Genomic DNA, 22,351 nt, shown 5'->3' on the forward strand with positions numbered 1-22,351 from the left:
TTTGTGATGATTAAATTATAGTTTGAATATGGTTGAAAGATTTAATACTGTTAAAACAGAAGTTATAAAGTGGAGAGATTTTACACTAAATAGTGAAATTTACGATTTATCACATCTAAACGCCCATTCGGTTGAATATCTTGATAATAGGGACGAAAATAACCTAATTCCATACAAATTTATAGTAACCTATGGCCTACATTGCTTCACTAAAGAATTACAAGAGCTTACAAAGGAAGAATCACAATTATTGATGTACAATGCGCCAAGAGAGTCCAGACCCTTTAATTTTGAGAGATATTACCTATCAAAGCAGTTACCTGAAATTATCAAGGCACTTGGTCAGAGTACAACCTTAGTCTGTCATGCTGGATACGGAAATTATGCAATTGTGAAAGTTGTGGACTCAGAGGGCGTTGAAGTTGATTATTTTGTTGTTTTTCGAGTATTCAAGGAAACTAAAAAGCTAAGACTCCATGTAACAAGTGCCTATCCCAAAGACGAAGGTATAGGGAAAATAAAGAAAGTCAATTTCTTCGTCATAGCTAAGAACTTATTGAATAATAAGAAACTACCTAAGCCTTAAATAACAAAGGCTCCTTCAGGAGCCTTCGCCAAAAACTTGTTTATATTTTTGGTATTCAGAACGTCTTTACCGGACTTGCCTCGACCCTAAAGGGTAACGGGATGTCATGATTATCTCATGTCTGCTGCATCCATACTTCTACTTCTAGTATAGAGGGTGGTTTTAATCCTGTCAAGTCCTGCCTCTAAACAACTGCCACTACTCGAAAAATACACATTTCAACCGTAGCGCAAAAATTAGACTTATTTAGATCTTCTCCTGTTTTTGAAGAGGTTTGGAATGCTGAAACATCTTCTGAGTAAATGCTTTTTGAAGCATTGAAAAAATTTGATCGTCCAGATGAAAAAATAGATGTTTTTTCTGGATTGGAAGAAGATGAAGATGACTTTTTGGAAAGTTAGTATAATAGTGGGGAAGGTTGGAGTTCTTGGTATAATGAGGAGGAAAGTCAGTGGTATTTTGGAGAATGCCCTGAGTGCAATATTCCAGATAGAGATAGAGATTGATTTGAATTGGTAACAGCGATAATTAAGATTGGGATGATTACAGTATCATCATTCCTCTCGAATTTATGGATTAGCAAAAGTATTAATTTCCCCCCCGCCAATATAACGACCTGGAACACGATTAGGAACTGAAAAATTAGGTTGAGTTTGACCGATTTGACCCTGTTGAATGTTGGGATTAATATTACCCGGGGTTATGTAGTTATTCGGTTGAACGGTGCTGTTAATACCCATGTTAGGTGTAACTGAATAGGAGGGAACGGTATTATTTAACGGTAAGGAATTGAAGTTGGAATACCCCGAATTGGGGACAGTTCCAGGTGTAACCGTTGGCACGGTAGGAACCACCGGAGGTAGGGTAACGTTAGTTTGATAGGGATTAATCGGAGGCAGGGGAACTGTACCGACAGCCGAATTGGGATTATCTCTGGGAACACTCCAACTGGGTTGATTAACCTGTCCTGTAAGCGTTGGGGTTCCAGTAAAAGGTGTGACACCAACTGCTGTTCCTGGGCTGGGATTTAAGGCGGAATTGGAATTGGTGAGACTATTGGGAGGGTTATTGGCGGAATTTGTATCGGTGATTAATGAGTTTTTTGAAGTGTCATTTGTATTAGAGGGTGCAGCCGAATCTGTGTTTTCTGTTTCCTGGGTTTGCAGATAGTTCTGCATGGCTTGTTGTAGGGAGGTTTTTGCCGTTTCGGGATTTGTGGTTTCCGTTACAGGGGAACCTAAACCCTTTAGACCCAAGTTAGAATTAGTAGTAGTAGGAGAATTTTCAGAAACCGGATTTGGCAGATTGGAGGTTTTTGGGGAATTTTCCTCTACGGGAGGTTGATTTGTGGAATTAGATGGGGGAAATAAACTATCCAATAAAGGATTAGATCGAGGACTCGGTTCAAGTTTTTTATCTGTATTTTGAGTTTGTTTAAGTAAATCTTTATTAACCTCACTATTAAAATTTAAAGGCGAAATTAAGGAATTATTACTCCCTAATGCCTCTAATAAAACCTTAGAGTTATCAATATCCGCAGCAATCGCTTGTTGTTCTGGGGTGAGTTGACTGCCTGAATTGCTAGGATTTAGGGTTGATTCTGCGTCTAAACTAAACCATTCGGGGTTTTCGGAAAATTGCCAAAAGAAAATCCCCACCACGGCCAGAACGCTGACGGAACCCCAAATACGAGGTTGTAGGAGAAACCGCAATTCCTCCCCTACGGCACGAATAGATTCAGGAATTCGGTGTGACATAACTGACAAACAGCCGATTGCTGGGTTGAAAGGAACAGGGGTAGATAGTCAAATAAATACTAGGTTTTGTGTCTCAACCGCTAACGAGCAAAACCCTCTATGATTATTATAGCCTGTAAATTCAATGTAGAAATTCATCTTGTGAGGCTATCCCAGTGGAAAAAAATATAGAAATTTTAGCGAATCGAGAGGAACTCATTGATCGAGCTTTAGAAATCCTTCTGGCTAAAATCACAGAAGCAATTGAAACTCGGAATCAATTTACGATCGCCTTAGCCGGAGGGAGTACCCCAAAACCCCTATATGAAGCCCTAGCCCAACAACCTTTACCCTGGGATAAAATTCATGTATTTTGGGGAGATGAACGCTATGTGGAACCGGATCACCCCGATAGTAACCAAAAAATGGCAGCGCAGGCTTGGCTGGATCGGGTAAATTTCCCCGCCACTAATATTCATCCGATGCCAACTTTAGCCAATAATCCCATTGCCGATGCAGAACAATACAATAGGGAGTTAGTACAATTCTTTGCGCTCAATGCCGGAGAGTTCCCCGCTTTTGATGTGGTTTTATTAGGGATGGGAGATGATGCTCACACCGCATCTTTATTTCCCCATACCGATGCCTTAACCGTTGAGGATCGCTTAATTACCATAGGCAATAAGGATGGCCAGCCCCGAATTACCTTTACAGTTCCTTTGATTAATCATGCCCGTTGTGTCCTGTTTCTGGTCACCGGGTCGAATAAACAAGAACCGTTAGCCCAGGTGTTCGCCACCGAGGGGGATGCCATCACCTATCCCAGCCGCCTAATTCAACCCGTGGGAGAACTTTGGTGGTTATTGGATCAAGAAGCGGGAGCCAAACTCGCTGAAAATTTGCCAAATTAAGCATCTGAAACCCTAATTCTACTCAAGTTTGCTTATCCAAATTAATAATATGGTTGTTTGTCCGAATTGTAGTCATCAAAACCCAGAAGGCGCGACCCAATGTGAAGCCTGTTATACGCCTTTACCCACCACTACCAGTTGTCCCCATTGTGGGGCAACGATACAAACGGATGCGTCTTTCTGTGGTCAGTGTGGGTCAAATTTACAACCCGCTACGGTCAGTAATGAGGAGGAAATCCAAGGGGTAATTCCGACGGTGGTTTCGCCTCCGAATGAACCCACACCGGAAGTGGCGGTGAGTTCGGGGTTGAATTTGGAGAAATCTCCCCTTCCTGTAGCGATGGCAACGACTCCCCCAGAAGTTCCGGTGGTGATTCCTGAACCGCCTCCGATCCCGATGAATCTGGGTTCCCAAAGTTCTGCTACCCAGTTACAGCAACAGACAGCTAAGTTAATTCATGTCCAAACCAGTACGGATCTGGAATTACCTCAAAATGTGTCGGTGATTCATTTGGGAAAACCGAATGATTTAGTCCCCCCCGATGTGGATGTTTCGGGATTCCCGAATTCGGAAATTGTGTCTCGTAGCCATGCCGATATTCGCATTGAGGGAGATGCGTATTATATTGAAGATGTGGGCAGTTCCAATGGCACTTATATTAATAACACGGCTCTGCCCAAGGGGAATCGTCATCGGTTAAAACCAGGCGATCGGATTTCTTTAGGAAAAGGGGATTTGGTTTCGTTTATTTTTCAACTTTCCAAGGGTTAGGAGGGCTGAGAAAAAAGCGGGTTTTCCTGTTTTCAAATCGGGTGAAGCATGGGATTAGATCATTAATAGCTGATTGAAGGGAATTAGGAAATCTAACCCCTATTAAACCCCAAAATTGAGGAAATTTTTGATTCTATTCCCTATTCCCTAAATACCAAGAATTCAAAATTTCCGATTAAAAATAGGTTCATGACATAGCTGTTGATTGTTGGATTGTCCCAATGTGATTAGACTAACGTTATTACATCCTCTCCAATCGATTCCTGTCCGCAGTTGGGTATTTGACAAGGACAATATGATTCGGATTGGGCGATCGCTCAAGAATGATGTTGTCCTCTATAGTGCGGTCGTTTCCCGTCATCATGTCGAGATTTGTCGTGTTGGAAAAAATTGGCTGGTCGTAAATCTAGGAACCAATGGAACCTATATCAATGGACAGGCGGTTAAACAAATTCTTTTAGTAGATGGACAGGTGATTCACTTGGCAATCTCTGGCCCTAGAATACTCTTAAATATTTTACCCGATCCGACGGAAATGGTATTAAATGGAGGAATCGACCTCAATCGACCGGAACAGCAGAAGGAAGTAGAAACCCTATATTCTGGGGAAGTTAGGTCTTATGAATCTACTGCTGAACCTCTATTTTCCCATCCCAACGATGAGATAACCAAGGTTGATAAGTATAAACACTTGAAACTTCCTACCAATCATTCGGTTTAATCGGATACCACAATAACCGAGTCAGTGCTATTCCATTCAACGCCGCGACAATTATCCAAACTAGGACTAACCCTAAAACGTCTCCGAGAAAGAAGCTTGTCCCCTGACGCATCATTCCTCCAAATATCCAACCGATGGGTAAGGCTACTCCCCAAGAGATGATACTGGCTACTATCCACCGCCAGGCGTGAAATACTTCGGTGCGTAAGACCAACCATTGTCCTAGGCTTAAACATAGTCCTAATTTCACTCCTTCTATCAACCCGTAGACAATTCTAGGGGTAAGATTTAAGGTGCGCGGAGCCACCCAACCCAAGAGTCCGAGGGGAGTTAAGGCGATGATACTGAATATGAAAACATGAACAAAAATCCATCGCCAACTTTGGGAAATATATTGTTTTAAAATAAACCATTGGGCTAGACTGATAATTAATCCGCCAATGGCTCCTTCTAAGGCTCCTAAATCCGGTTTTTCTCCAATTTCTATCCAAATTAAACTAACTACAAATCCAACCAAAGTTACAAACATCCACTGTAGAATAAATACTAAATCTGTTTGTAAATCTAAATTATCACATACCCATTTCATAATAATTGAAAGCGGTCGCCTTTAAAATAATTTAATAACGGATCATATTGTTGATATAATACCAAATTAGAAATTAATTGAGCCGTAATCGGAGCTAATAGAATCCCATTGCGATAATGACCCGTTGCTAAAGTTAAGTTTTGCCAAGAACTAGGCCCTAATATTGGGCATAAATCAGGGGTTTCCGGTCGAAATCCCCACCAAAATTCCTGAATTTCAAACTCTTTTAATCCTGGGTATAATCGAATAGCTCCTGAGAGTAAATTTTCAATTCCATTCGGGGTTAAACCGGAGGTAAAACCCACCTGTTCGGATGTGGCTCCAATCACAATTAAACCATCTCGACGCGGTACAATATAAATATCTGAACCGAATAAAACCTGTTTTAAAGGTAATGGTTTAATATTATCTGGAACCCGCACTGATAACATTTGTCCCTTTCGGGGATATACGGGAATTGATAATAATTTTCCCGACCAAGCACCCGCCGTTAAAATATAATGATCTGCTCTAAATTTACCTTGATTTGTCTGAACTTCTGTGATAATTTGATTAGGAAAAATAACTAATTTTTCTACCGTAACTCCCTCAACTATTTTAACCCCTAATTCCTGAGCCGCCCTTTGCAATATTTTGATTAACCCCCGACGATTATCAACTTGACCATCCTGGGGAAACCACCAACCCCCGACAATATCATCCCCTAACCCGGGTTGTTGTTGTAAAATGGCTTCGGGCTCTAACCAATAGCTGGGGGTGTCTGGAGTAGCATCTAAACTGGTACAGTGGGGACGTTCATAAACCGGAGCCAAGATCCCACAGGGCCAATATCCCGTATCTAACCCGGTGATTTCCTCCAGTTTGCGCGTCCAGTCATTGTAAAGGGCGCGACTGCGTAAACACAATTCTAGCATAGGGCCAGGGGGAATTTGTTCGGATTGGGGTGCTAACATTCCCGCTCCGACTAAACCCGCCGATTCTTGGACGTCCCGACTCAAAACCGTTACCGTGGCTCCTTTGCATTTTAACTCGACGGCGAGGGATAAGCCAATTAAACCGCCACCGATTAGAATAATTTCACTATGTTGTTGCATAAAATTTAAAAGTTCATCTTAGGAATTGAATCTGTTTTCTATTTTAAACTTTTAGGGTTTGTTTTTCTATAGGTTAACAATGATTAAACGATTTTTTACTAATACTGTCTCCGCCCTGTGTTATTCTTTAATTGATTATCGGTTTAAATCCTCTCCAATTCCCCAGCATTTTCCTAATAATTCTGTGGTTAATTTTGTCATAAAACAACAGAATAGAATGCCAGATTATCTGCGATTTCCCTTGTTTATATTAACATTAATTTTTGATATTTGGGGGCTGCTGCGTACAGGTTTATTCTTTCATGCTCAATCACCATCTGTGCGTCAACAGCAAATTCAAGCCTGGAAAAGTTCCCCATTGCAAATTTGTCGGGATTTGATCAGGTTTTATGAAAGTTTAGTGGTATTATATTGGCAATCTGATCATATAAAATTCTCGAATTATATCTAATAATTATCATGTCTGAATTTAACCTGATTTCCCCATCTGAATCTCCTTTAAAAGTTGAAATTGCCGTGATTGGTTCTGGCCCAGGAGGAGCGATTACCGCCTGTTTATTGGCTGAAGCTGGACGGAATGTTTTATTAATTGAAGAAGGAGCCTATTTATCCTTAGAATCCTGTCAGCCATTTTCCGTTGAAGAAATGGTGCAAAAATATCGTAATGGCGGTATAACAGCAGCCTTTGGTCAACCTAAAATTCAATATGTGGAAGGTAAATGTGTGGGGGGAGGAAGTGAAATTAATAGCGGATTATATCATCGGACACCCCCTAATATTTTAGCACAATGGAGTCAAGAATTTCAAGTAGAATCTTTAACAGAAGCCGATTTAATTCCACATTTTGAAGCCTGCGAACAAGCGGTTAATGTCTGTTATTTACCCGGAAAAGCTCCCACTGCTTCCTTGAAATTACACGAAGGCGCAACCCGTTTAAATTGGCAATCTTTAGAAGTTCCTCGCTGGTTTCGTTATCAAGAATTAGATGAAACCGCAATTCCTAAAGGAACTCGACAATCCATGACTGAAACCTTTATTCCCAGAGCCTTAAAAGCCGGATGCAAACTATTAGCAAATACTTGGATACAAAATATTAATCAAAATCATAATAATTGGATTTTAACAGGTTATCATCAAGTTAATAACTCTCCCAAACAACCTATCAAAATTCAAGCAGAAACAGTATTTGTTTGTTGTGGTGCAATTCAAACCCCAGCGTTATTAAGAAGAAGTGGAATTAAAAATAATATTGGTAATTCTTTAAGAATGCACCCAACAGTTAAAATAATTGCTCAATTTGATCAAGATATTAACACCTTGGATATGGGAGTTCCCGTTCATCAAGTTAAAGAATTTTCCCCTAAATTTAGTTTTGGTTGTTCAATTAGTTCTCCTCCCTATTTATCTGTGGGAATGACTGATCATCCTGAATATACAGAAGAAGTGCAAAAAAATTGGCACAAAATGGCAATTTATTATGCTATGATTACAGGGGAAGGTTATGGTTCGATCAGAAATATTCCATTTTATCGTGATCCTTTAGTTCGTTATAAATTAACATCCCAAGACTTAAAAAACTTATCAGAAGCATTAAAAAAATTAGCCCTATTATTATTTGAAGCGGATGCTAAAATTCTCTATCCTAGTATTTCCAATAGTTTGACCTTGACCCATCCCAAAGATTTAGATAAAATCCCGGAACAACTTCCTATAAAACAAACTAATTTAATGACAGTTCACGTTTTTTCCTCCTGTCCAATGGGAGAAAATTTACAAAAATGTGCGGTTAATTCCTTTGGTAAAGTTCATGGATTCAATAATTTATATATTGCTGATGCCAGTTTACTTTGTACCGCTCCTGGAGTCAATCCCCAAGGTACAATTATGGCGATCGCGCGTCGAAATGCGTTAAAATTCCTAAATCCCTAAGTTGTTGCGCTTAAGCGCATCTTATCAACATAAGATGGTGCTAAAGCACAACAAATGTAATTGTGCTGAAGCACAACAACAAATAAAATTATGATAGAATTCAACACAAATTTAGTTTTAATAACTGGTGCATTAGGTTGGTTAGGAATTAATTTAGTCGAATCTTTAGTCAAAGGATTAGCAGATTTTGAACCCCTAAGTCAACCTCAAAATAATTTAAAAATTCGCTGTTTAATTTTACCAGATCAAAACCCAAAAGTATTAAATAAAATATCAGATCAGATTGAAATTTATCAAGGAGATTTAAGAAATCCCCAAGATTGCGATCGCTTTTGTGAAAATGCCGAAAATGCTATTTTATTTCATACCGCCGGAATTATTCATCCTCAAAAAGTTTCTGACTTTTATCAAATTAATGTCGAAGGAACAAAAAATCTATTAAATTCCGCCATTTCTGCTAGAATAAAAAGAGCTATTATTGTATCTTCAAATTCTCCCTGTGGTTGTAATCCCCATCCCGATCATTTATTTGATGAAACCTCTCCCTATCATCCCTATATGAATTATGGGTGTTCAAAAATGTTAATGGAATTAGCCGTAAATAGCTATCAGCAACAGGGGAAAATTGAAACAGTTATTATCCGTCCTCCTTGGTTTTATGGCCCCCAGCAACCCCAACGTCAAACCCTATTTTTTAAGATGATTAGAGATGGAAAGGGGCCAATAGTTGGAGATGGGAATAATTTACGATCTATGGCTTATGTGGATAATATTTGTCAAGGATTAATATTAGCAGCAATTACCGAAAAAGCCAACGGAGAAACCTATTGGATAGCAGATAAACAACCCTATTCCATGAATGATATCATTAATACCATAGAACATTTATTAGAAACGGAATTTCAGCAATCCTGCACCCATAAACGCTTAAAATTACCAGGGTTAGCCAGTGAAATTGCTTTAGTTGTTGATGGAACATTACAAAGTTTAGGATTTTATCATCAAAAAATTCATGTTCTCTCAGAAATGAATAAAACTATTGCTTGCTCTATTGCGAAAGCTCAACGCGAATTAGGTTATAATCCGACAATTGCTTTAGAAGAAGGAATGCGAAGAAGTTTAAAATGGATCTTTGAGAATTATGGAGGATTAGATTAATTATGGTTAGCCATATTGTCGTGACAGAAGGATTGGTTTTTAGAGAAGACTTTGCCCAAAATTATTTTTTATCGAATTATTTTGAAGCAGTTTTAAAACAAGTTTTAAAGCAGGTTTCTGAAAATGAAAAAGTGTATATTTCTCCAGGGAATTGTTTTGGTTGTCCAGAATCAGAAGAAGATTATGCGGCAAAATATCTCCTAAATCATCGTCCCGAACTCCAGATTTTTGTTCCTGAAAACGTTAAAGACCGCCCCTATTTGGATACTTTTGATAATGCTAGATTATTAAGAAAATGGTTAGAAAAACAGGAACAATGGCCCTTAGAAGAAGTAATTTTATATTGTAATAAACCCCATGCACTTAGGAGTAAGTTAATGTTTAAACTCTGTGGTTATAAGGTTCAACAGGTGATTACTTCTTATCCTGAACTGGCGAATCGAACAATGCCACTACGTCTTGTATTTTATCATTATTTACCTGCTCATTTACTTTACGAATGGGGAGCTTTGGTGTATGATTTAATTAGATTTTATCAATATAAATAAAAAAATGCTCAAACAAACTATGATTAAAAATCGGCACGGATTGGGAACTTTAATTTTATATATTCTCCTTAGTCTTATTATTTACTCGACGATTATCAATTCTTTTTTTCTGGCTGATGATTTTACCTGAGTTTATCAAATTAAAACCAGAGGAATATTTGGGGTCTGGACAACTGCGCCCGATGTTTTTTTTAGACCAATAATTTCCATACTTTTATTTTTAGATTATCAAATTTGGGGGCTAAATCCTGTCGGCTATCATCTCACTAACATTATTTTTCATGGATTCTGTTGCTTTTTTGTGTATTTTATTTCCTCTCAGCTATTAATACATAGTCATTTATCTACAAAACTGAGTCAATCCATTTCTATGATTGCAGGTTTTTTTGTTTTTAGTTTTACCCAGTCATGTAGAAGCAGTTACTTAGATTTCGGGTCGTTCTGATGTAGTAGCAACTTGTTTTTTTCTAGCGGCTTTTAGTAGTTATTTACATTACAAAAATAACTCTAATAAGTTATGGATATTCAGTTCTTATATCTTATTTGTATTCGCTTTATTGTCCAAAGAATCAGTAATTATCTATCCCGGCTTAATTTTAGGCTATGAAATTTATAGATTTTTCCAAGACAAACAACCCCTTAATCAGCTTTATAATTCGATTTTAAAACTTATCAATCTTATCAAATTAAAATACTGAACGCAAATCCGATTGATCAAATTTTCTATTATTCTCAGGGTCAACTTCTACCTGTTTCCCACCGCAAGTTAAGTTAAACCTTTACGAATGGGTAACTTTTGTTTATGATACAAGGAAACAAGTGGTGTCGAGGAAAAACAGAAATTTATGAAGCACTTAATTACGGGAGGATCGGGATTTTTAGGCAATTTAATTGCACGACGATTATATCAAAGGGGGGAAGAAGTTAGAATTTTAGATATTTGGGAAGATCCTACCCGTCCCCCAGAGATTGAATTTATTAACTGTGATATTTGCGATCGCAACGGGGTCGAAAAAGCCATGAAAGATATTGATATTGTCCATCATAATGTAGCTTTAGTTCCCTTAACAAAATCCGGTAATAAATTCTGGGAAGTCAACGTAGAAGGCAGTAAAATCGCCGCCGAAGCAGCAGTAAAAGCCGGAGTTAAAAGCTTTATTCACATGAGTTCTAGCGCCCTATTTGGGGATGCTGAATGTCCGATTACAAACGATACCCCCACTAAAGCGGTTGAAATTTATGGACGGGCAAAATTAGCCGGGGAATTAGCAGTTAGAAATATCTGTGATCAAACTGGTTTACCATTAATTGTCATTCGTCCCCGAACTATTTTAGGAGAAGGAAGATTAGGAATTTTTCAGATATTATTTGAATGGATTCAAGAAGGAAAAAACGTTTATGTGATTGGGAGTGGTGACGTTCAATTTCAATTTGTCCATGCCCATGATTTGATGGACGCCTATCTTTTAGCTCTGGATTTAGGTCAACCAGGGATCTATAATGTGGGAAGCGATCGCTTTGGCACATTACGAGAAGGATTAGAACATTTAATTGAGTATGCAGGAACAGATTCTCAGGTTAAAAGTTTACCAACAGGATTAACAATTGGCACTTTACAACTGTTAGACTGGATGGGATTAAGTCCCCTAGCTCCTTGGCATTATTTAACCTATCACAAAGAATTTTATTTTGATGTCGATCCTCTGCTAAAATTAGGCTGGAAACCCAAATATTCTAATGATGAAATGTTCCGAGAAAGTTATGATTGGTTCAAAAACAACTATAATCAACTACAAGCGGAAAAAGCCGGATCTGCCCATCGCCGCCCCGTGAAAGAAAAACTACTCTGGGTCTTAAAACAACTCTCCTAATTGTAGGGTGCGTAAGCGCAGCGCACGCACCATCTGAGACTTTAAGGATAATCCATCTAAGACTTTAAGGATGATTAAGAATAATTCAATCCCCCATTATAATCACAAACCGTGAACAATATCAACTCAATTAACTGGATTTCATGGAGTTTAGTTTTAATCGCCGCTATTAATAGTGGAATCGGTAACTTATTACTAAAAAAATCTCGAATAGAAGCTCCCGACCCGGGTTTATTAACCCTGTTATTATCTCCTTGGTTTCTGGCAGCAATTTTAGTCTATGGAATTAATTTAATTGTTTTTGCTAAAGCTCTTGATAGTTTACCTGTTTCTGTTGCTTATCCAGTGTTTGCTGCCATTGGTTTTAGCTTAGTTGCCTTGATGGGAAACCTATTTTTAGGAGAGCGTTTTGGATTAAATCAAATCATAGGATTAAGTTTAATTATTGCTGGAATTATTATTATGTCTCGTTAAAATATTAACATTTTTTTAGGAAATTGCAATGATTATGGAAAAACCAGATCAAGACCATTATTTGGGTGATTCTAAATCTATATTAGAAACCAATGATAATTCAACTGATCCCGTATTTGTAGCCGTTAAATCCTCAAATTTGCCCCCCCTAATTAAACTTCTTCGTCCCCACCAATGGACAAAAAATCTATTTTGTTTGGCGGGACTTTTATTTGGGGGGAGACTATTAGAACCCCAGTCTATTCTATTATCAATATTAACGGTGATTTTTTTCTCGGCTATGGCTTCGGCAATTTATATTTTTAATGATATTCAAGATCGCGAACGCGATCGCCAGCATCCGAAAAAAAAGTATCGTCCGATTGCCAGTCGTCAAGTTTCTATTAAAACCGGATTAGCGATCGCATTCTGTTTAATAACGGTTTCCCTTCTAGGTGCTTATAGCTTAGGAATAGCCACATTTATTTGTGTTTTACTCTACGCTATCAATAATATTATTTATTCTCTAAAACTCAAAAAATTAGCCTTATTTGATGTTAGTTGCATTGCCTTTGGCTTTGTTCTCAGACTATTAGCAGGAATTTATGTTTTAGGAGATATGCCGACGGCTTGGATTGTTTTATGTACGTTTTTTCTAACTCTATTTTTAGGATTCTCTAAACGACGTTCGGAATTATTATCTTTATTACATCTTCAAACTAATCAAGAAAGTTTTGATCCCGAAAATTCAACAACGCTAGATTTTAAATTACCCAATTCAGAACCATCCTATTTAGAGTTATTCTATCAACGGGGAAGTAAAAATCAACAACGTCCGGTTTTGTCTCAATATACCTTACCCTATTTAGATTCTCTGTTAAATAGCACCGCAACTATGACGATTATGTGCTATGCTTTGTTCACAATCCAATCGGGTAAAAATCCCTCTTTAGTGATTACGGTTCCCATTGTTTATTATGCGGTGATGCACTATAAATGGTTAGTGACGGTTTTAGCCGATGGAGAAGAACCCAGCCGGATTTTAATTCAAGATCCGACAATTAAATTAAGTTTGATAATCTGGCTAATTTCTTATTTAGTAATTTTGTATTTTAATATTCATTTATTTAATTAATTTATTCTTCAATAAAAATAAACCACAAAGGCACAAAGACACGAAGAAAGCAATTTCCAATACTTCCGAGGCAATTTCTTCGGGAATTTTATAATTATCAGGATTAATGATTTATGATTTAATTAGAGTAGATTAGCTAGAACTTTTAGGACTTAGACAATGGTATCTCCCGAATCCTCATCAATGTTTTCTGATTCAACCTTAGCACCCTTCAAAACCTGGCATACCTTGAGTGCGGATCAAACTCTCCAGATCCTTGATACAGATAGTGAAACCGGGTTAACGTCAGAACAAGTGATTGGGCGTCAACAACAGTATGGTCTGAATGAATTAAAAGAAGTTCCTGGTCGCAGTACCTTGGAAATTTTATGGGATCAGTTCACTAATATTATGCTGGTGATGCTGATTGCTGTAGCCATTGTATCCGCCGTGATTGATTTTCGCAAAGGCAACTTCCCCAAGGACGCCGTTGCCATTTTTTCAATTGTGATTTTGAATGGGATGTTGGGCTATTTCCAAGAAAGCCGGGCAGAACAGGCTCTAGCTGCCCTGAAACGAATGTCTTCCCCTAGAGTTCGGGTGGTGCGGGACGGCAAAATGCAAGAACTGGCAGCGAAAGAACTGGTTCCGGGGGATATCATGTTTCTGGAGGCTGGAGTCCAAATTCCGACCGATGGTCGCCTAGTTGAAGCCCAAAATTTGCAGGTGCGTGAGGCGGCCTTAACCGGGGAAGCAGAAGCGGTAATTAAAAAACCGAGTATGGAGTTGACCGAAGATGCTCCTCTAGGCGATCGCCTGAATATGGTATTTATGGGGACGGAAGTGATCCAGGGACGGGGACAAGTGATCGTCACCAATACCGGAATGACCACGGAACTCGGACGCATCGCCGAAATGATCCAGGGGGTAGAAACCGAACCCACGCCCCTCCAGCAACGGATGACCCAGTTAGGGAATGTGCTAGTTAGTGGGTCTTTAGCCTTGGTTGCCCTAATTGTGGTGGGTGGCGTGATCAAAACGGGCAGTTTTCATAGTTTAGAAGATTTATTAGAAGTATCCCTAAGTATGGCGGTGGCGGTAGTTCCAGAAGGTTTACCTGCGGTGGTAACAGTTACTCTGGCTATTGGTACACAAAGAATGGTCAAACGCCATGCTTTAATTCGGAAACTCCCGGCGGTGGAAACCTTGGGTTCTGTGACGACTATTTGTTCGGATAAAACCGGAACTCTCACCCAAAATAAAATGGTGGTGCAATCGGTTCAAACCTTTGATCAAGTGTTTCAAGTCACCGGAGAAGGGTATGATCCAGTAGGGGAATTACAACTGATAACCTCGGAACAAAATAACACAATTTCCTCGGATTCTGAAGTTTTAGAACCGATTTTAACCGCTTGTGTTTTGTGCAATGATGCTCAATTACAACAAGATGATCATAAATGGATTATTCTAGGAGATCCCACGGAAGGAGCGTTATTATCCTTAGCGGGAAAAGTAGGTTTATTTAGAGACATTCAAAATCACAAAAAACCTCGTGTTGCTGAAATTCCTTTCTCCTCAGAACGGAAGCGGATGAGTGTTATTTGTCAACTTCAAGACCATGAAAATCCAGAATGTGTGATGTTTACTAAAGGATCACCGGAGTTGATTCTAGCTCAATGTACTTCGGTTCTTGTGGGTAATCAAAATGTTTTGTTAGCAGAAGCAGACCGTCAAATAATTCTCGAACAAAATAATGCCATGGCTGGTAAAGGTTTACGGGTTTTAGGATTTGCCACTCGCCCTTTAACAATATTACCACCAGAAGGCGAGGAAGAAAGTGCCGAACAGGAATTAGTTTGGTTAGGATTAGTAGGAATGTTAGACGCGCCTCGTCCTGAAGTTCGAGAAGCGGTTAAACTATGTCGAGAAGCGGGGATTCGTCCAGTAATGATTACTGGAGATCATCAATTAACTGCAAAGGTAATCGCTCAAGATTTAGGCATTGCCGAATTAGATTCTTTAAGTTTAACAGGTCAGGAATTACAGAAATTAACTCAAACGGAATTAGAACAAAAAGTTGAAGATGTGAGTGTTTACGCCCGGGTTTCTCCTGAACATAAACTACGGATTGTTCAAGCCTTACAAAAAAATGGTGAATTTGTAGCAATGACTGGGGATGGTGTTAATGATGCTCCGGCTTTGAAACAGGCAGATATTGGGATTGCGATGGGAATTACCGGAACTGATGTTAGCAAAGAAGCCAGTGATATGATTTTATTGGATGATAACTTTGCTACCATTGTCGCCGCTACAGAAGAAGGGCGAGTTGTTTATAGTAATATTCGCCGTTTTATTAAATATATTCTCGGTAGTAATATTGGGGAAGTGTTAGTGATTGCGGCTTCTCCCCTTTTAGGCGGGGGTGTGCCGTTAATCCCGTTACAAATTTTATGGATGAACCTTGTTACCGATGGTTTACCCGCTTTAGCATTAGCAATGGAACCTGCTGAACCTGCGGTAATGCAACGTCCACCTTATAATCCCCGCGAAAGTATTTTTGCGCGAGGATTAGGGTTATATATGGTGAGAATTGGGATTGTTTTTGCCATTTTAACAATTGTTTTGATGGTTTGGGCTTACAACTATACTCAAGGCACTCCTAACCCTGAACGTTGGAAAACCATGGTGTTTACAACCTTATGTTTAGCCCAAATGGGTCATGCTTTAGCAGTTCGTTCCGATACTCAATTGACCATCCAAATGAATCCTAAAACCAACCCCTATTTGTGGGGTGCTGTTGCATTAACTACGGTTCTTCAGTTACTATTAATTTATTTTCCTCCCTTGAGAAATTTCTTTGGAACTCACTTTTTAAGCTTCACTGAATTATCAATTTGTTTAGGTTTTAGTGCATTAATGTTTATCTGGATTGAAATGGAAAAAGTGGTTTATAAGTGGTTTATCAATCGTCGCTAATTGATATTGAAAATAGAACCAGTATTTATCCAGATTGACGTTTAACAGCGTTAATGGTAGCTTTGCACAAGAACAAAAGCCAAACGAAATCAGAATACAATCAATAAATCCTTCAAAAACCACTTATGACTTACCTGAATCTTATTTCATTTTTGGGAATTTTTGGCCTTTGCTTTATTGCTTGGTTATTTTCAGAAAATAGACGAGTTGTCCCCTGGCGAACCATGGGTTTAGGGATTAGCCTACAATTAGTTTTAGCCTTTCTAGTCTTTCTATTTCCGCCTACAAGAACAGGCTTAGAATGGTTTAGCAGTCTGCTTGATAGTTTGTTTTATGCTGCTGATACTGGCGCTAGATTTGTCTTTGGAAAAAATATTGTTCCCCTTCCTGGAACAACCCCCGATGTTAATTTAGGTTATATTTTTGCCTTTAGAGCATTACCAACGGTGATCTTTTTCTCCGGTTTAATGGCACTATTATATAACTTAGGTGTGATTCAAATTGTAACGAATGTTTTTGCCAAGTTATTCTATAAAACCATGCGCTTAAGTGGGGCAGAAGCCTTAAGCGGGGCGGCGAATATTTTTGTCGGAATTGAAGCCGCTATTGTGGTCAAGCCTTACTTAGAAAAAATGACCCGTTCCGAATTATGTGCAGTTTTAACCTGTTGTTTTGGAACCGCAGCTTCATCGACTCTAGCGATTTATGTTAGTTTTCTAAAACCAGTTTTTCCTAATATTTTAGGACATTTAGTTTCGGCTTCAATTATGGCAATTCCCGCCTGTTTTGTGATTTCTAAAATATTAGTTCCTGAAACCGAAAGACCCCTAACATTAGGGATGCTGCCCGAAGAAAAAGCCGAAGACAACTTAATTACGCATGAAGATGGAACCCATGAATTACAAACCATTGGTGGAGAATTAATTGATCAAATTAGCCCCTTAGATTCAGCAATTATTGGAGCATTAGATGGCGTAAAAATGTCCGTTGCCATTGCTGCAATTTTGATATTAATTTTAGGATTACTGTCTTTGGTTAATCAATTTTCAGCTTGGTTGGGTTTATTACCAAGTCCAGCAGGAGACTTTTTTCAAGTTGTCACCTTAGCGAATATTTTGGGATTTATTTTTTATCCCGTAACCATTTTAACTGGAGTTCCCTTTGAGGATTCTTGGACAGCCTCAGTAATTATTGGTCGTCGTTTATTAGAAACAGCCATTCCCCCCTATCAAGCCTTAGCAGAAGCCGCCAAAGCCGGGTCAATTACCCCAAGAACCGTATTAATTGTTAGTTATGCTTTATCGGGTTTTGCCCATGTTGCTTCCGTGGGAATTTTTGTCGGCGGAATGGTCGGTTTAGTCCCATCACGCCGGAAAGACATTTCCGAATTGGGTTGGAAAGCCCTATTGGGGGGAACCTTAGCCACGCTGATGATTGCCTGTTTAGCCGGATTCTATGATAATGGAAATCCCAGTATTATGGGCGAACCCGCGGCTACTCCTCCGGCCATCAGTACCCCAGCCGCCCCTAATACAACGGTTTCACCCGCCCCAACTCCAGCACCCAAGGTCAGTCCTTCTCCTAAATCTTAATAGAGCAGGGGGAGCAGGGGAGGCAGGGGGAGCAGGGGAGGTCAACTATTACCCATTACCCATTACCTATTACCTATTACCTGATTTCACTTACATGACGAACATTGTTCTAACCCTTAGTATTGTTATTCTAGCCTTAATTGCCTTCATTTTTGAGTGGCTTCCTGTCGATTTAACTGCGCTTACCGTTACCGTTGTTTTAATGCTTTTGAAGTTAGTCACACCCGAAGAAGGCATATCAGGGTTTGGCAACTCCGCCACTATTACAGTCATGGCAATGTTTATTTTAAGTGCTGGAATTACAAAAACAGGAGTTGTACAAACTGTTCGAGATTGGTTACTGAAATGGGGAGGAACAACGGCCAGCCAACAAATTTTAGTTATGGGATTAATTGTTGGGCCGATTACCGCTTTTATTAATAATACAGCCGTTGTTGCTATTTTCTTACCCATTGTAGAAGATTGGTGTCGCAAACAAAAAATTTCTCCCTCTAAATTATTAATTCCCCTATCTTATGCGACGGTTTTGGGAGGGATGATTACGGTTATTGGTACTTCAACCAATGTTTTAGCCAGTGGAATTTCTAAACAACTGGGATACGGGGAATTTCAGTTATTTCAGTTTACTCGATTAGGAATTATTACCTTTATTATTGGGATTATTTATTTAGCTGTTGTTGCCCCTCGACTTTTACCCGACCGCAAACCAGCAAATTTTGACCTTATGCAAACAGAATATGGGTTAAAAGATTATGTCAGCGAACTGGTAATTACTCCCCGTTCTAGCTTAGTGGGACAAACCCTTAAAGAAAGTGAAATTCAACGCAAATTTGACTTAGATGTGTTAGAATTAATTCAAAATAATATGCGTTTTGCTCAACCTTTAGCCGATAAATTATTAGCTGCTGGAGATATTTTAATTGTTAGAAGTAGTCGAGAGGATTTACTAAAAATTAGAGATGAAAAAGGCTTAGATATTCTTCCCGATATTAAGTTTAAACAAGAATCTTTAGAAACTATTTTGAGTTCTGGACAAGAAAAAATAGCCGAAGTTTTGATTTTATCCAATTCTCGGTTAATCGGAACCACTTTAAAAGATTTAAGATTCCGTCAACGCTACAACGCCACGGTTTTAGCCATTCGTCGCGGTTCAGAATTAGTTCAAGGTCGATTAGGAAAAGTTACCCTACGATTTGGGGATTTATTATTACTTCAAGGGCCAAAACAAAGTTTTATTGGGTTACAAACAACCAGGGAACTTCTGGTTTTAGAAGAAAGAGATGTAGAAACACTCAGACAGGATAAAGCTTGGATTGCCTTGGCGATTGTTTTAGGTGTTATTATTCTCGCAGCCTTTGAAATTATGCCAATTTTAGTTAGTGCTTTAGCGGGTGTAATTTTAATGGTAATTACCGGATGTCTCAAACCCGGAGAAATCTATGGTTCTGTGCGTTGGGATGTGATATTTCTATTAGCAGGATTAATTCCTTTAGGAATAGCAATGGATAAATCCGGTGCAACCCAATGGTTAGCCGATACTTTAGTCGGTTTTGGTGGTCATTTATCCGGTTATTGGATTTTATTATGCTTCTATATTGCCACATCTATCCTAACAGAAGTTCTTTCTAATAATGCAACAGTTGTATTGATGATTCCCATTGCCGTAAAAGTTTCCGTAGCATTAGGTTTAAATCCCTTTGCTTTTATGTATGCGGTGACTTTTGCTGCTTCTAATAGTTATATGACCCCGATTGGTTATCAGACTAATACAATGGTTTATAGCCCCGGAGGATATAAATTTTTCGACTTCACCAGGGTAGGCGCTCCTTTAAGTTTAATCTTAGCAATAGTTACCCCCTTATTAATTATTTGGCTATATGGATTATAGTAGTAAGCCCTGAAGGGCTTACTCTTTTCTCTATTGCCTTTTAAGTCTAAATTAGGATTACTATAAAAGGATTTTAATATGAAAAAATCAGCAATTTTATCAGGTTTAATCGGGGTTTGTGTGGGGGATGCTTTGGGTGTTCCGGTGGAATTTACCAGCCGCCAAGAACGTCTAAAAAACCCCATCACAACAATGACGGGCTATGGAACCCATCGACAACCCCCCGGTACTTGGTCGGATGATAGTTCCTTGATGTTATGTTTAGCTGATAGTCTTTGTCAGGGCTATAATTTAAACGCGATCGCAGCATCTTTTTGTCGTTGGCGCTATCATCAAGAATGGACAGCCCATGGGGTTGTATTTGATATTGGAGGAACCACCCATAACGCCATTCAAAACCTACAAAATGGGGTTAATCCCGTGGAAGCTGGAGAAACCAATGAACGCAGCAATGGCAATGGTTCTTTGATGCGAATTTTGCCCATGGCTTATTTATATTCTTCCGTGTCATTCTATCAATTAATCCAGTGGGTGCATGAATGTTCCTGTTTAACCCATGGTCATCTTCGTTCCCAAATTGCCTGCGGGATTTATATTAGTATTGCGGTTAAATTACTCCAAGGATTAGACCTAAAATCCGCCTATATTCAAGGTATAGAAGCCGTAAAACCGATTTATTATCATCCTAGTTTAACCGTAGAATCTTCTCGATTTGACCGCATTTTTAGGGGTAATATTGATCAGTTGTCAATTGATGAAATTCAATCGAGCGGTTATGTAATTCATACTTTAGAAGCCTGTTTATGGTGTTTATTAACGACATCTTCATACCCAGAAGCTATTCTTAAAGCCGTTAATTTAGGAGAAGATACAGACACCACTGCCGCGGTCACAGGAGGTTTAGCCGGAATTTATTATGGGTTTAACACTATTCCTTCAGAATGGGTTGAACAAATAGCCCGAAAAGATGATATTATTGCCTTAGCTGATCGATTAGAACAAACAATTGAGTGATTATCTTAAATAATATTAACTCCGATTAAAAATGACTCAAATCGCCCTCTTTGGAACCAGTGCAGATCCTCCCACTTCAGGACATCAAGCGATTCTGCTTTGGTTGTCTCAACGATTTGATAAAGTCGTGGTTTGGGCATCGGATAATCCCTTTAAAACCCACCAAACTTTATTAGAACATCGGATGGCGATGCTATCATTATTAATAGAGGAAATTAACGCCCAAAAAGCAAATATTGCTTTGCATCCTGAACTCAGTAGTCGCCGAACCTTGGAAACTTTAAAAAGGGCTAAAAACTATTGGTCTGATGCGGACTATACTTTAGTAGTTGGTTCGGATTTAGTTCAACAAATTCCCCAGTGGTATCAGATAGAAACCCTATTAAAACAGGTAGAATTATTAATTATTCCGCGACCGGGTTATCAGGTGGTAGAAATGGATTTAGATCACCTAAAAAAATTAGGTGCGACCTTAACTATTGCTACGGTTACGGGTTTACCCGTTTCCTCAAGTCACTATCGTCAAACAGGGAATACAGAGGTTTTAACGACCCGGGTACAAGATTATATTAACCGAGAAAAATTATATGAATAAAACTTTGATCCTAGAAGATTTTAAAGTGGGTGTTGATAATGTAATTTTTTCAGTCGATACCGAACAAAATCGTCTATTGGTTTTATTGGTTAAGCGAAAAGAAGAACCTTTTATCAATACTTGGAGTTTACCCGGAACTTTAGTTCAAAAAGGAGAATCTTTAGAAGATGCAGCCTATAGAATTTTAGCAGAAAAAATTCTAGTTGAGAATTTATATTTGGAACAATTATATAGCTTTGGGGAGCCAGAACGTGACCCCAGAGAAGCCCCAGATTCCTATAATATTCGTTATTTATCCGTAAGTTATTTTGCCATAGTTCGGTTTGAAGAAGCGGAATTAATTACCGATAGAGTAACTGGAATTGCTTGGTATCCCATTGATCAAATTCCTGATTTAGCCTTTGATCATAATCAAATTTTAGACTATGGTTATCGTCGATTAAAAAACAAATTAGAATATAGTCCCGTCGCTTTTGATGTTTTACCCGAATTATTTACATTAGGGGATTTATACCAATTTTATACTACTATTTTAGGAGAAGGATTTTCCGATTATTCTAATTTTAGAACCCGTTTACTCAAGTTAGGATTTCTCTATGATACCGGGGTAAAAACATCCAGAGGTGCGGGTAGACCTGCAAGTTTATATCGATTTGATGCGGAAGCTTTTGCCCCCTTAAAAGATAAACCCTTAGTATTTGTTTGATCTTTGTCTCTAACTCCCTATTCGTTAAAGTCATACCCTATTAAGCCCAATTTTCTAATAATAAGTTAGGAATTCGAGAGAATTCTTTTAAATTACTG

General features: G+C 38.7%; 20 protein-coding genes. 17 read left to right on the forward strand and 3 right to left on the reverse strand.

Annotated features, from left to right (window positions below; translation table 11 throughout):
* Positions 1-28: 28 nt before the first annotated feature.
* Positions 29-586: a heat-shock protein gene (locus NMG88_RS12520; protein WP_042154948.1), complete on the forward strand. Its 558-nt coding sequence runs from the start codon at positions 29-31 to the stop codon at positions 584-586.
* Between the two features lie 569 nt (positions 587-1,155).
* Here NMG88_RS12520 and NMG88_RS12525 read toward each other — a convergent pair.
* The gene (locus tag NMG88_RS12525; RefSeq protein WP_227358013.1) at positions 1,156-2,343 is read right to left on the reverse strand and encodes a hypothetical protein; all 1,188 of its coding nucleotides are present in this window, start codon (positions 2,341-2,343) and stop codon (positions 1,156-1,158) included.
* Positions 2,344-2,498: 155 nt separating this feature from the next.
* On the opposite strand from NMG88_RS12525, the gene pgl reads away from it, so the two are divergent.
* The 3 genes from pgl to NMG88_RS12540 all read left to right on the forward strand — a co-directional run bounded on the left by pgl (position 2,499) and on the right by NMG88_RS12540 (position 4,726).
* Positions 2,499-3,233, forward strand: a complete 735-nt coding sequence (gene pgl / locus NMG88_RS12530) for a 6-phosphogluconolactonase (RefSeq protein WP_026787828.1) — start codon at positions 2,499-2,501, stop codon at positions 3,231-3,233.
* A gap of 49 nt (positions 3,234-3,282) precedes the next feature.
* Positions 3,283-4,005 (forward strand): double zinc ribbon and FHA domain-containing protein, encoded by a 723-nt coding sequence (locus NMG88_RS12535; RefSeq protein WP_026796578.1) that lies wholly within the window; start codon positions 3,283-3,285, stop codon positions 4,003-4,005.
* Positions 4,006-4,228: 223 nt separating this feature from the next.
* Positions 4,229-4,726: an FHA domain-containing protein gene (locus NMG88_RS12540; RefSeq protein ID WP_081846475.1), complete on the forward strand. Its 498-nt coding sequence runs from the start codon at positions 4,229-4,231 to the stop codon at positions 4,724-4,726.
* Here NMG88_RS12540 and NMG88_RS12545 read toward each other — a convergent pair.
* Together NMG88_RS12545 and thiO are read right to left on the reverse strand one after the other, a co-directional pair.
* Positions 4,707-5,315 carry a hypothetical protein gene (locus NMG88_RS12545; protein ID WP_042154944.1) on the reverse strand — a complete coding sequence of 203 codons (609 nt, stop codon included), beginning with the start codon at positions 5,313-5,315 and terminating at the stop codon, positions 4,707-4,709. The genes NMG88_RS12540 and NMG88_RS12545 overlap by 20 nt on opposite strands.
* Positions 5,312-6,409, reverse strand: a complete 1,098-nt coding sequence (gene thiO / locus NMG88_RS12550; RefSeq protein ID WP_227350835.1) for a glycine oxidase ThiO — start codon at positions 6,407-6,409, stop codon at positions 5,312-5,314. Before thiO ends, NMG88_RS12545 begins: the two co-directional genes overlap by 4 nt.
* Positions 6,410-6,488: 79 nt before the next feature.
* Here thiO and NMG88_RS12555 point away from each other — a divergent pair, with 79 nt between their 5' ends.
* The 13 genes from NMG88_RS12555 to NMG88_RS12615 all read left to right on the forward strand — a co-directional run bounded on the left by NMG88_RS12555 (position 6,489) and on the right by NMG88_RS12615 (position 22,253).
* The gene (locus tag NMG88_RS12555; RefSeq protein ID WP_036843391.1) at positions 6,489-6,860 is read left to right on the forward strand and encodes a hypothetical protein; all 372 of its coding nucleotides are present in this window, start codon (positions 6,489-6,491) and stop codon (positions 6,858-6,860) included.
* 8 nt (positions 6,861-6,868) lie between these two features.
* The gene (locus NMG88_RS12560; RefSeq protein WP_254035467.1) at positions 6,869-8,338 is read left to right on the forward strand and encodes a GMC family oxidoreductase; all 1,470 of its coding nucleotides are present in this window, start codon (positions 6,869-6,871) and stop codon (positions 8,336-8,338) included.
* A 90-nt stretch (positions 8,339-8,428) separates the two neighbouring features.
* Positions 8,429-9,496, forward strand: a complete 1,068-nt coding sequence (locus NMG88_RS12565; RefSeq protein WP_254035468.1) for an NAD-dependent epimerase/dehydratase family protein — start codon at positions 8,429-8,431, stop codon at positions 9,494-9,496.
* Between the two features lie 2 nt (positions 9,497-9,498).
* Positions 9,499-10,044: a YdcF family protein gene (locus tag NMG88_RS12570; protein WP_042154936.1), complete on the forward strand. Its 546-nt coding sequence runs from the start codon at positions 9,499-9,501 to the stop codon at positions 10,042-10,044.
* A gap of 845 nt (positions 10,045-10,889) precedes the next feature.
* Complete coding sequence (locus tag NMG88_RS12575; protein ID WP_254035469.1) at positions 10,890-11,915, forward strand: NAD-dependent epimerase/dehydratase family protein; 1,026 nt, start codon at positions 10,890-10,892, stop codon at positions 11,913-11,915.
* A 111-nt stretch (positions 11,916-12,026) separates the two neighbouring features.
* Positions 12,027-12,389, forward strand: coding sequence for a DMT family transporter (locus NMG88_RS12580; protein ID WP_227350830.1), 363 nt, complete (start codon positions 12,027-12,029; stop codon positions 12,387-12,389).
* A gap of 28 nt (positions 12,390-12,417) precedes the next feature.
* A complete protein-coding gene (locus NMG88_RS12585; RefSeq protein WP_254035470.1) occupies positions 12,418-13,503 on the forward strand; it encodes a UbiA prenyltransferase family protein in 1,086 nt (361 codons plus the stop codon).
* Positions 13,504-13,662: 159 nt separating this feature from the next.
* Positions 13,663-16,458, forward strand: a complete 2,796-nt coding sequence (locus tag NMG88_RS12590) for a cation-translocating P-type ATPase (protein ID WP_254035471.1) — start codon at positions 13,663-13,665, stop codon at positions 16,456-16,458.
* Positions 16,459-16,583: 125 nt separating this feature from the next.
* Complete coding sequence (locus NMG88_RS12595) at positions 16,584-18,050, forward strand: NupC/NupG family nucleoside CNT transporter (protein ID WP_227350827.1); 1,467 nt, start codon at positions 16,584-16,586, stop codon at positions 18,048-18,050.
* Between the two features lie 94 nt (positions 18,051-18,144).
* Positions 18,145-19,938, forward strand: a complete 1,794-nt coding sequence (locus tag NMG88_RS12600; protein WP_042154928.1) for an SLC13 family permease — start codon at positions 18,145-18,147, stop codon at positions 19,936-19,938.
* Between the two features lie 78 nt (positions 19,939-20,016).
* Positions 20,017-20,952 (forward strand): ADP-ribosylglycohydrolase family protein, encoded by a 936-nt coding sequence (locus NMG88_RS12605; protein ID WP_227350826.1) that lies wholly within the window; start codon positions 20,017-20,019, stop codon positions 20,950-20,952.
* A gap of 31 nt (positions 20,953-20,983) precedes the next feature.
* The gene (locus NMG88_RS12610; RefSeq protein ID WP_042154924.1) at positions 20,984-21,547 is read left to right on the forward strand and encodes a nicotinate-nucleotide adenylyltransferase; all 564 of its coding nucleotides are present in this window, start codon (positions 20,984-20,986) and stop codon (positions 21,545-21,547) included.
* The gene (locus NMG88_RS12615) at positions 21,540-22,253 is read left to right on the forward strand and encodes an NUDIX hydrolase (RefSeq protein WP_042154922.1); all 714 of its coding nucleotides are present in this window, start codon (positions 21,540-21,542) and stop codon (positions 22,251-22,253) included. Before NMG88_RS12610 ends, NMG88_RS12615 begins: the two co-directional genes overlap by 8 nt.
* Positions 22,254-22,351 lie beyond the last annotated feature (98 nt).

Source organism: Planktothrix agardhii, from assembly GCF_904830935.1.
GTDB lineage: Bacteria > Cyanobacteriota > Cyanobacteriia > Cyanobacteriales > Microcoleaceae > Planktothrix > Planktothrix agardhii.

Bases quoted from the DNA above. Each gene is read 5' to 3' on its own strand.
- NMG88_RS12520 (WP_042154948.1), top strand. From the start codon at position 29: ATGGTTGAAAGATTTAATACTGTTAAAACAGAAGTTATAAAGTGGAGA.
- NMG88_RS12525 (WP_227358013.1), bottom strand. From the start codon at position 2,343: ATGTCACACCGAATTCCTGAATCTATTCGTGCCGTAGGGGAGGAATTG.
- NMG88_RS12535 (WP_026796578.1), top strand. From the start codon at position 3,283: ATGGTTGTTTGTCCGAATTGTAGTCATCAAAACCCAGAAGGCGCGACC.
- NMG88_RS12545 (WP_042154944.1), bottom strand. From the start codon at position 5,315: ATGAAATGGGTATGTGATAATTTAGATTTACAAACAGATTTAGTATTT.
- thiO (WP_227350835.1), bottom strand. From the start codon at position 6,409: ATGCAACAACATAGTGAAATTATTCTAATCGGTGGCGGTTTAATTGGC.
- NMG88_RS12555 (WP_036843391.1), top strand. From the start codon at position 6,489: ATGATTAAACGATTTTTTACTAATACTGTCTCCGCCCTGTGTTATTCT.
- NMG88_RS12560 (WP_254035467.1), top strand. From the start codon at position 6,869: ATGTCTGAATTTAACCTGATTTCCCCATCTGAATCTCCTTTAAAAGTT.
- NMG88_RS12565 (WP_254035468.1), top strand. From the start codon at position 8,429: ATGATAGAATTCAACACAAATTTAGTTTTAATAACTGGTGCATTAGGT.
- NMG88_RS12570 (WP_042154936.1), top strand. From the start codon at position 9,499: ATGGTTAGCCATATTGTCGTGACAGAAGGATTGGTTTTTAGAGAAGAC.
- NMG88_RS12575 (WP_254035469.1), top strand. From the start codon at position 10,890: ATGAAGCACTTAATTACGGGAGGATCGGGATTTTTAGGCAATTTAATT.
- NMG88_RS12585 (WP_254035470.1), top strand. From the start codon at position 12,418: ATGATTATGGAAAAACCAGATCAAGACCATTATTTGGGTGATTCTAAA.
- NMG88_RS12590 (WP_254035471.1), top strand. From the start codon at position 13,663: ATGGTATCTCCCGAATCCTCATCAATGTTTTCTGATTCAACCTTAGCA.
- NMG88_RS12595 (WP_227350827.1), top strand. From the start codon at position 16,584: ATGACTTACCTGAATCTTATTTCATTTTTGGGAATTTTTGGCCTTTGC.
- NMG88_RS12600 (WP_042154928.1), top strand. From the start codon at position 18,145: ATGACGAACATTGTTCTAACCCTTAGTATTGTTATTCTAGCCTTAATT.
- NMG88_RS12605 (WP_227350826.1), top strand. From the start codon at position 20,017: ATGAAAAAATCAGCAATTTTATCAGGTTTAATCGGGGTTTGTGTGGGG.
- NMG88_RS12610 (WP_042154924.1), top strand. From the start codon at position 20,984: ATGACTCAAATCGCCCTCTTTGGAACCAGTGCAGATCCTCCCACTTCA.
- NMG88_RS12615 (WP_042154922.1), top strand. From the start codon at position 21,540: ATGAATAAAACTTTGATCCTAGAAGATTTTAAAGTGGGTGTTGATAAT.